Raw genomic sequence first — 12,010 nt, 5'->3', positions numbered from 1 at the left:
CCCAAAAGGCTTGCTCCTACGTTCGGCCCTCGCAGGCTCGGGTTCCTTCGCTGCGGGATCGATCCGGGCGCAGCGGCTCCGGTTTGCTTCGCTGCACCTCCTTGCGCTGTGTCTGGCTGCGCCAGACGGTCGCTGCGCTCCCACGCCCGGACCAATCCCTCCGCTCAGCCTTCCGACGTCGCCGGTGGATCAAAATCAAAAGCACTCGAGCTAACGCTCATTGTGTAGGAGCTGACGAAGGCTGCGATCTTTTGCTTTTGCTTTTCTGTGGGAGCGAGCCTGCTCGCGAAGGCGTCTGCAAGGTCACCTTCTACAAAGGCAAATACCGACTCAGCAGTGCCCGCAACGCCGCCGGCTTCACCGGTTTGGCCAGGTAATCCAGGCCCGCCGCATGCACTTGCGCCACGGTCTCCGGGCGTCCATCCGCGCTGATGACCACGCCGGGCACGGGCTCGCCCAGGCGCGTGCGCAACCAGGCCATCAGCTCTGTGCCGGTGTCGCCGTGGTCGAGGTGATAGTCGACCAGCGCCAGTTGCGGCCGCACACCTTCATTCAATATCGCTGCGCATTCTTCGCGGTTGCGCGCCGTCCACACTTGGCAGCCCCAGCGGCTCAGCAGGCTGTTCATGCCGATCAGGATGCTGTCTTCGTTATCGATGCACAGTACCTGCGCGCCGCTGAGCAGTTTTCCGTTCAGTTCCACCGTGGCGCTAGCTGGAGGCGTTTGCGTGCGGGCGATCGGCACCGTCACGCTGAACACACTGCCGCGCCCCGGCCAGGAGCGAACCCGCAGGGTGTGCCCGAGCACGCGGCACAAGCCATCGGCGATCGCCAGTCCCAGGCCCAGGCCTTTTTCGGCGCGGGTCTGGTGGCTGTCGAGGCGTTTGAATTCTTCGAAAATCACTTGTTGTTTGTCTTCCGGAATCCCCGGGCCGCGATCCCAGACTTCCAGACACAGCTCGCCACCGCGCCGACGCACGCCCAGCAGCACCGGGCCTTTGGCATAGCGGAACGCGTTGGTGAGGAAGTTTTGCAGAATCCGCCGCAGCAGTTTGATGTCGCTGTCGATGCGCAATTGACTGCCACGCACCCGGAACGTGAGTTTTTGCTCTTGGGCCAGTGCCTTGAATTCTGCGCCGAGGGTGTCGAACAGTTCGTTGACGGCGAAGGCTTTGCGATCCGGGTTGATCTTGCCGTTTTCCAGGCGCGAGATGTCCAGCAGATCGCTGATCAGGTCTTCCGCCGAACGCAGCGAGCTGTCGAGGTGTTGCACCAGTTGTTGCGCCTCTGCGCTCAAGCCTTCGTTCTGGTGGGAGAGGGCGGCGGAGAACAGTCGCGCGGCGTTCAGCGGTTGCATCAAGTCGTGGCTGACGGCGGCGAGGAAGCGGGTTTTCGACTGGTTGGCCGCCTCGGCATTGCCCTTGGCTTCGGTGAGCGCGACGTTGAGTTGCGACAGTTCCTGGGTGCGCTCGCTGACCCTTTGTTCCAGCCCTTCGTTGGCCTCGGTCAGCGCCTGTTCGGCTTCGCGGAACGCGGTAATGTCGGTGAAGCTCATGACAAATCCGCCGCCGGGCATCGGGTTGCCGATCAGCTCGATCACCCGGCCATTGGGGAACAGCCGTTCGGAAGTGTGCGCGCGGCCCTGACGCATCCAGTGCAAGCGTCGCGCGACGTGCACTTCCGCTTCGCCGGGGCCGCACAAACCGCGTTCGGCGTTGTAGCGAATGATGTCGGCAATCGGCCGGCCGACGCTGATCAGGCCGTCGGGGTAGTTGAACAGCTCCAGATACCGCCGGTTCCACGCCACCAGTTTCAGCGACTGGTCGACCACACTGATGCCCTGGGTGATGTTCTCGATCGCGCCTTGCAGCAGGGCGCGGTTGAACTGCAGCACTTCCGAGGCTTCGTCAGCGATTCGGACTACGTCCTCCAACTGCATTTCCCGACCTTCGATGGCGGCCTTTACTACGGCGCGCGTCGAAGAAGCGCCGAGGACACCGGCGAGCAAGCGTTCGGTGTGGGCAATCCATTCGCTGTCGGCGTTCTGGTTGGGGTTGAAGCCCTTGCCCTGGCGGTAGGCGAAGCGAATGAAGCTCTGCCGCGCGCGTTCTTCGCCGACAAAACGCGCCGCCAGTTGCAGCAGATCGTCGATCTGTACCGCCAGCATCGAACGAGCGTTAGGTCGTGCGCTGATTTCCTGACCGATGAAACGCCCAGCCTGCCAGTGCTCGGAAACCCGCGTGCGCGAGAGCACCGAGACCCAGGCGAACAGGGTGAAATTACCGGCCAGCGACAACACCACGCCTTGGGTCAGCGGGGTGATCGGCAGGTTCAGTGGATTGCTGTGCAGCCACGCCAACCCGGGGAAACTCGCCAGCGGCCAGCCGAGACTGTGCGCGGCAATCGGCAGCACCAGTGTGTAAAACCAGAGAAACGTGCCGGTGGCGAGGCCGGCGAACACGCCCCGGCGGTTGGCCTGTTTCCAGTACAGCGCGCCGAGCATCGCCGGGGCCAGTTGCGTTACCGCCGCGAAAGCGATCTGGCCGATGGTCGCCAGGCTCGCGGTCGAGCCAAGCAAGCGATAACTGACGTAGGCCAGCAGCAGAATCACCACAATACTCACGCGGCGCACCGAGAGCATCCACTGGCGGAACACCTCGAACGGGCGCTCGGCGTTGTTGCGGCGCAACAGCCACGGCAACAGCATGTCGTTGGAAACCATGGTCGACAGCGCAACGCTGGCGACAATCACCATGCCGGTCGCTGCCGATGCACCACCGATAAACGCCAGCATCGCCAGCGCCGGATGGGCCTGGGCCAGTGGCAGGCTGATCACGAACGAGTCGGGCAGCACATCGCTGGGCAGCATCATCTGACCGGCGAGAGCGATCGGGACTACAAACAGCGCCGCCAATGCCAGATAGGCGGGGAAGACCCATTTCGCCAGACGCAGATCCTGCGGGTCGATGTTCTCCACCACGGTCACGTGAAATTGCCGGGGCAGGCAAATGATCGCCATCATCGCCACGCCGGTCTGCACCACCATCGATGGCCAGTTAATGGTTTCCTTCCAGTACGCCTCAAGGCGCGGGGCGAGCATTGCCTGATTGAACAGGTCGTCGAAACCGTCATACAGGCCGTACGTGACGAAGGCGCCGACGGCGAGAAAGGCGAACAGCTTGACCAGCGATTCGAAGGCAATCGCCAGCACCATGCCACGGTGGTGTTCGGTGGCGTCGAGGTTGCGCGTGCCGAAAACGATGGTGAACAGCGCCAGCACCAGCGACACGATCAGCGCCGTGTCCTGGGCGCGGGTGCCCATGGCATCGGCGCCGGCGCCGATCAACAGGTTCACGCCGAGGACAATGCCTTTGAGTTGCAGGGCAATATAGGGCAACACGCCGACCAGACAGATCAGCGCCACCACCACCGCCAGCGATTGCGATTTGCCGTAGCGCGCGGCGATGAAGTCGGCGATGGAGGTGATGTTCTCCTGTTTGCTGATCATCACCATTTTCTGCAGGACCCACGGTGCTCCGACCAGCAGCAGGATCGGCCCGAGGTAGATCGGCAGGAATGACCACAGTTGTTCCGCCGCCTGACCGACCGCGCCGAAGAACGTCCAGCTGGTGCAGTAGACCGCCAGCGACAGGCTGTACACCCAGGCGCGCACCCGCGGCGGCAACGGTGTGCTGCGACGGTCGCCGTAGAAGGCGATGGCGAACATGATGGCCATGTAGGCCAGGGCAACGACGGCGATCAGCCCGGTGGACAACGACATGCAGCACTCCCGACAAATGACTCCCCGGCACTCCTGCCCGGGCGGACAGTCTCGCACGCGCGCGGCGGTTAGTCAGTGTCGACCAAGGTCGTGGCGTGGTGGGGTGTCGCAGGCATGGATCGTTGCGTTTGTGCGTTGATCCTGCCCGACGCGCAATCCTGTAGGAGCTGCGATCTTGATGTGAAGGTCAAAAGATCGCAGCCTCGTTGCACTCGTCGGCTCCTACATCAAAGCTTGCGTCAGTCCAGATGCAGCGCAATATCGATCAACCGATGCAACTCATCCACCTCCAGCGCCGTGGCCGAAAACAGAATCCGGAACACCACCGGCGCCACCACCAGATTGATCAAGCGATCGACACTCGGCGCCTTCTCATGCGGATAGCGATCGACAATGGTCTGCAACTGCGCACCGATGATCGCCACGCAATAGCCCGGCGTAGCGCTGGCCTGCACGTCGCGCATCATGTTGCGCCCGACCTCCGAACTCATCTCGTCGAGATATTGCTCGGCCCAGGCGCGGATATCGCCGCGCAGGCTGCCAGTGCTCGCCGGCTCGCTGTCCGGGCGCATGCGGGCGAGGGCGACGTCCGCCAGCAACGCCGCCAGATCACCCCAGCGTCGATAAATCGTCGACGGCGTAACCCCCGCGCGGGCGGCAATCTGCGGGACGGTCACGGTGGAACGTTCCTGCTCTTGCAGCAGCGCATTGACCGCCGAATGAATCGACTCCTGCACCCGGGCACTGCGGCCACCGGGACGTAAACCTTCTTTAATAGCCATGCGGCAGACCTTAACACAAAGAATTTGCTTTAAGCGCTGGGCGGTAGCACACTGCGCAAAAGCAAAAAATTAGCTTTTGCGGAGTGTGCCCATGACCAGCCCCTTGAATAGTGTCGCTTCCCACCGGTCGAGCTTGTGGTTTCTGGCGATCACCTTACTCAGTTTTCTCGCCGCTTCCACCGCGCCGACGCCGTTGTATCACTTGTATCAGGATCAACTGCATTTCTCGGCAGCGATATTGACGCTGATCTTCGCCGTTTATGCTTTCAGTCTGTTGGCAGCGTTGCTGACGGTCGGTTCGCTTTCCGACCATCTCGGACGTAAACCGGTGATCTTCACCGCCGTGTTGCTCAATGCGCTGGCCATGTTGCTGTTCATCTATGCCGATAGCGTGGCTTGGTTGATCAGCGCACGGGTGTTGCAAGGTTTCGCCACCGGCATGGCCACTGCCGTATTGAGCGCAACGCTGCTCGACACCGACCGGCAGCAGGGGCCGCTGATCAACAGTGTCGCACCGTTACTCGGGATGGCTCTGGGCGGTTTGGGCTGTGGCTTGCTGGCAGAATTTGCACCGGCGCCGTTGCAGCTGACCTATTGGTTGCTGTTGGCGTTGTTCGTGTTGCAAGGCATGTATGTCTGGCGCCTGCCGGAGAGTGTCTCGCGGCAAGGTGGGGCGCTGGCGTCGTTGCGACCGACCCTGCACGTGCCGGTGCAAGCGCGTTCAACGTTGTGGCGAGTGCTGCCGCTGAACACCGCAACCTGGGCGCTCGGTGGTTTTTATGCCTCGCTGGCACCGTCATTGGTGCGCACGGCCACTGGTTCTACCTCCAATCTGATCGGCGGCGCTACGGTCGCGGCGCTCACCGTGACCGGTGCGTTGATGATTTTCATGATGCGCAATCGTCCGGCCGCTCAGGCGCTGCGGCTGGGCGCGAGCCTGCTGCCAATCGGGCTAGTGCTGATTCTGCTCGGCGTGCATGGCGCCAGTCTGTCGTTGTTTTTCTTTGGCACACTGGTCGCCGGTTGCGGCTTTGGTTCGGGCTTTCTCGGAGCGGTGCGCAGCCTGGTACCTCTGGCTTTGCCGCATGAACGAGCCGGGTTGATGTCGGCGTATTACGTGCTCAGTTATCTGGCGTTCTGTTTGCCGGCGTTGCTTGCCGGGCACTTGGCGCGCAGTTTCGGGTTGCTGGCGATCACTGATGGTTACGGCGTTGTGTTGATCGTGCTGGCCTTGGCTGCGCTGCTGCTCAGTCTGCGTCCGCAGACAGGCAGAGTTTGCAGCGCTCCTTAGCGCGTGTAGACGCTTATCTGCAAAACAGATAACAGTTAGAGATATTACCCGTTATATCGATATTCGATTCGGATCTACCATGGACTCAACCTCACCAGAGGACAGGAGTTCATGATGATTTGCCCTAACAGTGTCACCCCCGGCTACAAACCTTTCAGCCAGCTGCAGCATCCGCGTGAAGTGATCCGCCAGTTCACGCCGAACTGGTTCGCCGCGACTATGGGCACCGGTGTGCTGGCATTGGCGCTGGCTCAGTTACCGCTGGCCATTCCCGGATTACGCGTCGTGGCCGAGGGGCTGTGGCTGTTCAACATTCTGTTGTTCAGCTTGTTTACTGCTGCCTACGCCGCGCGCTGGATTTTGTTCTTTGACGAGGCGCGGCGGATTTTCGGTCATTCCACCGTGTCGATGTTTTTCGGCACCATTCCCATGGGCCTGGCGACGATCATCAACGGCTTTCTGTTGTTCGGGCTGCCGCGCTGGGGCGACGGTGTCATTCAGCTCGTTGAAGCGTTGTGGTGGATCGATGTAGCGATGTCGCTGGCCTGCGGTGTGCTGATTCCGTACATGATGTTTACCCGCCAGGAACACAGCATCGATCAGATGACCGCGGTCTGGTTGCTGCCGGTAGTGGCGGCGGAAGTGGCAGCGGCCAGCGGCGGCTTGCTCGCGCCGCATCTGACCGACGCCCATGGGCAACTCGTCGTACTGACCACCAGCTATGTGCTCTGGGCTTTCTCCCTGCCAGTGGCGTTCAGCATTCTCACCATTCTGTTGCTGCGCATGGCCTTGCACAAACTGCCCCACGAAAACATGGCCGCGTCGAGCTGGTTGGCGCTGGGTCCGATCGGCACCGGTGCCCTGGGCATGTTGCTGTTGGGCGGTGAGGCACCAGCGATTTTTGCCGCGAATGGTCTGCCCGGCGTCGGTGAAATTGCTTCAGGCCTGGGTCTGGTCGCTGGGATCACGCTGTGGGGTTTTGGTCTGTGGTGGATGTTGATGGCGCTGCTGATCACCGTGCGTTATCTGCGTGACGGCATTCCGTTCAACCTCGGCTGGTGGGGCTTCACCTTCCCATTGGGCGTGTATTCGCTGGCGACGCTGAAACTGGCAAGTATCCTCAACCTGACATTTTTCAGTGTGTTCGGTACGGCGCTGGTGATTTTGTTGGCGGCAATGTGGCTGATCGTCGGCAAGCGCACCGTGCAGGGCGCGTGGCGAGGCGAGCTGTTTGTCTCGCCGTGTATTGCAGGTTTGAAGAAATAATCCGAAAAGTTTAGGTAAGGTGTGGCCTGGATCGTGGTGCGGGATTCCAATAACAAGCACCCAGGCCTCACTACCTAACATCAGGAAACACGGAAGATGAGTCACCCCTCACAGTTCAACCTGTTGCGCACCCGGCGCTTTTTGCCCTTCTTTATTACCCAGTCGCTCGGCGCGTTCAACGACAACGTGTTCAAGCAGTCGTTGATCCTCGCCATCCTCTATCGGTTGACCATCGAGGGCGATCGCTCGATCTGGGTCAACCTCTGCGCGCTGCTGTTTATCCTGCCGTTTTTCCTGTTCTCGGCGCTGGCCGGGCAGTTCGGGGAAAAATTCGCCAAGGACGCGCTGATCCGTCTGATCAAACTCGCGGAAATCGCCATCATGGCCGTAGGATCGATCGGCTTCCTCTTCGATCATCTGTCGCTGATGCTGGTGGCACTGTTCGCCATGGGCACGCACTCGGCGTTGTTCGGCCCGGTGAAGTATTCGATCCTGCCGCAGGCCTTGCGCGACGATGAACTGGTCGGCGGCAATGGTCTGGTGGAAATGGGCACGTTTCTGGCAATTCTCGCCGGCACCATCGGCGCCGGGATCATGATGTCGACCGAGCACTACGCGCCGGTAGTCTCCGCAGCGATCGTCGGCATTGCCGTGCTGGGTTATCTGGCCAGCCGCAGCATTCCGCGCGCGGCGGCCTCATCGCCGGAAATGCGCCTGAACTGGAATATCTTCAGCCAGTCCTGGGCGACGCTGAAACTCGGTCTGGGCCAGACACCTGCGGTGTCGCGCTCGATTGTCGGTAACTCGTGGTTCTGGTTTGTCGGGGCGATTTACCTGACGCAGATCCCGGCCTACGCCAAGGAATGGATGCACGGTGACGAAACCGTGGTCACGCTGATCCTGACCGTGTTTTCGGTGGGCATCGCGCTGGGTTCGATGCTCTGCGAGAAGCTCTCGGGGCGCAAAGTCGAGATCGGACTGGTGCCGTTTGGCTCGTTTGGCCTGACCGTGTTCGGCCTGTTGCTGTGGTGGCATTCCGGTGGGATCCCGGACAGCGTCACCGGCCATAGCTGGATTGCCGTGCTGGGCTTCGTGCACACCTGGGCGGTGTTGATCGACATCCTTGGCCTGGGCATTTTCGGTGGTTTCTATATTGTGCCGCTGTACGCGCTGATCCAGTCGCGCACGGCTGAAAACGAACGGGCGCGGGTGATTGCCGCCAACAACATTCTCAACGCGCTGTTTATGGTGGTGTCGGCGATTGTTTCGATCGTGTTGTTGAGCGTCGCCAAACTGTCGATCCCGCAACTGTTCCTGGTGGTGTCGCTGCTGAACATCGGCGTCAACGCCTACATCTTCAAGATCGTTCCGGAATTCAGCATGCGCTTCATGATCTGGCTGCTCAGCCATTCCATGTACCGCGTCGAGCACCGCAACCTTGAAGCGATCCCGGACGAGGGTGCGGCGCTGCTGGTGTGCAACCACGTGTCGTTCGTTGACGCCTTGCTCATCGGCGGTGCCGTGCGTAGGCCGATTCGCTTTGTCATGTACTACAAGATCTACAACCTGCCGGTGCTGAACTTCATCTTTCGCACGGCGGGCGCGATTCCTATCGCCGGACGCCAGGAAGATATCCAGATCTACGAAAAAGCCTTCACACGCATTGCCCAGTATCTGAAGGACGGCGAATTGGTGTGCATCTTTCCAGAAGGCAAATTGACCGCCGATGGCGAGATCAACGAGTTTCGCGGCGGCGTGACGCGGATTCTGGAGGAGACGCCGGTACCGGTGATTCCGCTGGCGTTGCAAGGATTGTGGGGGAGTTTCTTCAGTCGCGATCCGAACAAGGGCTTGTTCCACCGCTTGTGGTCGCGGGTGACGCTGGTGGCGGGGCCGGCGATTACCGAAGGGACGGAGCCGGCGAAGTTGCAGGTGTTGGTGGGGGAGTTGCGCGGATCCGTCAGATAGTCGTTGACTGGACGGCCCTCATCGCTGGCAAGCCAGCTCCCACAGGTTCGATGGTGTACACCAATCTTGTGGGAGCTGGCTTGCCAGCGATGGGGCCGGTGGCCTAAGCGCTGACCTTGAGTCCGATCAACCCGGTAACGATCAATGCCACACTGGCCAGCCGAATCAATGCCATCGACTCACCGAACAGAATGATCCCGGCGATCACCGTGCCCACCGCACCTACGCCGGTCCAGATCGCATAGGCTGTACCCAGCGGCAATTCCTTCATCGCCAGACCGAGCAAACCAAGGCTGATGGCCATGGCGGCAACGGTGAGGGCGGTGGGGAGCGGGCGGGTGAAGCCGTCGGTGTATTTCAGGCCGACGGCCCAGCCGACTTCGAACAGGCCGGCGCAAAACAGAATGATCCAGGACATGCAGGACCTCCATCGATTGACGGGGTCGTCCCCATATGAATGACTCGAGCGAGCCGCAGGGTCGTCCCCGCGTTGCGCAATATACTGACGAGCATTAACCCGGGGATCAAGTTTTCGGCTCAGTCGACGGCCCGTTGTGCGAGGTTGTCGCGGTCTTCTTTTTCGCTCATGCGCCGGAAGTACGTCGACAGCAGTGCTCCGGAAATATTGTGCCAGACGCTGAACAGCGCGCTCGGCACCGCCGCCAGTGGCGAAAAGTGCGCACTGGCCAATGCCGCGCCCAGTCCCGAATTCTGCATGCCGACCTCCAGTGCCAGCGACTTGCGCTGAGCCAGAGGCAAGCCGAACAGGCGCCCGGTGAAGTAGCCGAGCAGGTAACCGAAGCTGTTGTGCAGCATAACCACGGCCATGATCAACAGGCCGGACTCGGCGATTTTCGCCTGACTCGCCGCGACCACGGCGGTGACGATAATCACGATGCTGACCACCGACACCAGCGGCAACACATCCACCGCATGCCGCACCTTGTCGCCGAGCAGCCGCTGCGCGACCACGCCGAGAACGATCGGCAACAGCACCACTTGCAGGATCGACCAGAACAGCTCCATGAACGATACCGGCAGCCACGCCGAGGCCAGCAGCCAGATCAGCGCCGGGGTCAGTAGTGGGGCGAGGAGGGTAGTGACCGCGGCAATCGCCACTGAAAGCGCCAGATCACCGCGTGCCAGCCAGGTCATCACGTTTGAAGAGGTGCCGCTCGGGCAGCAACCGACCAGAATCACCCCGACGGCGATTTCCGGCGGCAGGTGAAACACCTGGCAGAGCAACCACGCCACACCGGGCATGATCACGAAATGCGCAACCACGCCCAGCGCCACCCGCCACGGATGGCGAGCGACGGCAGCGAAGTCGTCGAGTTTGAGGGTCAGGCCCATGCCGAACATCACTAGACCCAGCAGCGGTACGATCGCGCTTTTCAGGCCGATGAACCACGCCGGTTGCAGAAAGGCCACGACGGCGAATATCAGAACCCAGTAAGCGAAGGTATTGCCGACAAAGCGGCTGAGTGCAGCCAGTGCGCGCATGGCTTGATCCTTGTTATGTGAAAGCGTTAGGAAGCTAAGCATACGTCGCCAACAAAAAGATCGCAGCCTTCGGCAGCTCCTACAGGAAAACTCGTCTCATGTAGGAGCTGCCGAAGGCTGCGATCTTTTAAGCTTTCACACGAATAACGGGTCAGATCCCCTGCGGCATCTCTTCCCCACCCAACGCTTCAACCAGTGCCGGCAGGAAGTCGCCGAAGGTCAGCATCATCAGGGTGAAGCTGGCATCCAGTTGGCCCAGGGCTTCGTCGCCACCGTCCTGTTCTGCCTGATCCTGCAACAGATCCTCGAATTTCAGGCGTTTGACGGTCATCTTGTCGTCGAGCATGAACGACAGTTTGTCCTGCCAGGCCAGCGACAGCTGAGTGACGACTTTGCCGGTGCTCAGGTGCAGCTGGATTTCTTCGCTGGTCAGGTCCTGGCGTTTGCAACGGACGATGCCGCCGTCTTCGTGGGTGTCGCGCAGTTCGCACTCGTCCAGCACATAGAAATCGTCGGCGGCTTTCTGCGTGGTGACCCACTCGGTCATCACCGCAGTCGGTGCCATTTTCACGGTGAGCGGACGCACGGGCAGGGTGCCGATCACTTCGCGCAGGGTCGACAGCAGGTCTTCGGCGCGTTTCGGGCTGGCCGAGTTGACCAGGATCAGGCCCTGTTTCGGCGCGATCGCGGCAAAGGTCGACGAACGACGAATGAACGCGCGCGGCAGAAACGCCTGGATGATTTCATCCTTGATCTGATCGCGTTCCTTCTTATAGACCTTGCGCATCTGCTCGGCCTCGATCTCTTCGACCTTTTCCTTGACCGCGTCACGCACGACGCTGCCCGGCAGAATGCGTTCTTCCTTGCGCGCAGAGATCAGCAGGAAATCGCCGCTGACATGCACCAGCGGCGCATCTTCGCCCTTGCCGAATGGTGCGACGAAACCGTAAGTGGTCAGCTCCTGGCTTGCACACGGCCGCGCCAGTTTGGTCGCCAGTGCAGTTTCCAGCGCCTCGGCGTCGACAGGCAGGTCTTGGGTCAGGCGATAGATCAGCAGGTTCTTGAACCACATGGGGCGAGTCACTCCTTTATACAAAGGGGGGCATTATTGTCTTCGCCGGGGCATAGGCCAACCCTTCTCTAAGCCTTTGGAAGGCCTCGGAAAATTATTTAAAAAAGTGCTTGCCAGAGGTTGGGGTGCTCCGTAGAATGCGCGCCACACCGAAGCGAAGGGTGATTAGCTCAGCTGGGAGAGCGTCTGCCTTACAAGCAGAATGTCGGCGGTTCGATCCCGTCATCACCCACCATTCGTTTCAAGCGTTTCGCGCAGCGGTAGTTCAGTCGGTTAGAATACCGGCCTGTCACGCCGGGGGTCGCGGGTTCGAGTCCCGTCCGCTGCGCCATATTCGGTAACCTGGA

General features: G+C 60.8%; 8 protein-coding genes and 2 tRNA genes. 5 read left to right on the top strand and 5 right to left on the bottom strand.

The genetic code is table 11. The annotated features are described in order from the left end of the window. Positions 1-310: 310 nt before the first annotated feature. Complete coding sequence (locus tag D8U60_RS21660) at positions 311-3,781, bottom strand: PAS domain-containing hybrid sensor histidine kinase/response regulator (RefSeq protein WP_130900886.1); 3,471 nt, start codon at positions 3,779-3,781, stop codon at positions 311-313. A 239-nt stretch (positions 3,782-4,020) separates the two neighbouring features. Next, entirely contained in the window at positions 4,021-4,563 is a 543-nt protein-coding gene (locus D8U60_RS21655; RefSeq protein WP_130900885.1) for a TetR/AcrR family transcriptional regulator, read from the bottom strand. Between the two features lie 103 nt (positions 4,564-4,666). On the opposite strand from D8U60_RS21655, the gene D8U60_RS21650 reads away from it, so the two are divergent. From D8U60_RS21650 to D8U60_RS21640, 3 genes are all read left to right on the top strand, one after another. Continuing rightward, on the top strand, positions 4,667-5,854 hold the full coding sequence (locus D8U60_RS21650) for an MFS transporter (RefSeq protein WP_130900887.1): 1,188 nt from the start codon (positions 4,667-4,669) through the stop codon (positions 5,852-5,854). 114 nt (positions 5,855-5,968) lie between these two features. Further along, positions 5,969-7,120: a TDT family transporter gene (locus D8U60_RS21645; RefSeq protein WP_130900884.1), complete on the top strand. Its 1,152-nt coding sequence runs from the start codon at positions 5,969-5,971 to the stop codon at positions 7,118-7,120. A gap of 96 nt (positions 7,121-7,216) precedes the next feature. After that, positions 7,217-9,088 carry an MFS transporter gene (locus D8U60_RS21640; RefSeq protein ID WP_130900883.1) on the top strand — a complete coding sequence of 624 codons (1,872 nt, stop codon included), beginning with the start codon at positions 7,217-7,219 and terminating at the stop codon, positions 9,086-9,088. 103 nt (positions 9,089-9,191) lie between these two features. Here D8U60_RS21640 and sugE read toward each other — a convergent pair whose 3' ends face one another. The 3 genes from sugE to rdgC form a co-directional block, all read right to left on the bottom strand. Then, positions 9,192-9,506, bottom strand: a complete 315-nt coding sequence (sugE, locus tag D8U60_RS21635) for a quaternary ammonium compound efflux SMR transporter SugE (protein ID WP_041479526.1) — start codon at positions 9,504-9,506, stop codon at positions 9,192-9,194. Positions 9,507-9,625: 119 nt separating this feature from the next. Next, a complete protein-coding gene (locus D8U60_RS21630; RefSeq protein WP_130900882.1) occupies positions 9,626-10,591 on the bottom strand; it encodes a bile acid:sodium symporter family protein in 966 nt (321 codons plus the stop codon). Between the two features lie 151 nt (positions 10,592-10,742). Next, a complete protein-coding gene (rdgC, locus tag D8U60_RS21625; RefSeq protein ID WP_024012190.1) occupies positions 10,743-11,663 on the bottom strand; it encodes a recombination-associated protein RdgC in 921 nt (306 codons plus the stop codon). A gap of 159 nt (positions 11,664-11,822) precedes the next feature. Between rdgC and D8U60_RS21620 the strand changes: the two genes are divergently transcribed. Together D8U60_RS21620 and D8U60_RS21615 are read left to right on the top strand one after the other, a co-directional pair. Beyond that, positions 11,823-11,898, top strand: a tRNA-Val gene (locus D8U60_RS21620). Between the two features lie 19 nt (positions 11,899-11,917). Further along, positions 11,918-11,994 (top strand) — tRNA-Asp (locus D8U60_RS21615). Positions 11,995-12,010 lie beyond the last annotated feature (16 nt).

Source organism: Pseudomonas sp. Sample_11 (assembly GCF_004307505.1).
GTDB classification, from domain to species: Bacteria; Pseudomonadota; Gammaproteobacteria; order Pseudomonadales; family Pseudomonadaceae; genus Aquipseudomonas; species Aquipseudomonas atacamensis.
Note: the sequence above shows the minus strand (reverse complement) of the source record. Positions and strands in the feature narration are given on the sequence as shown.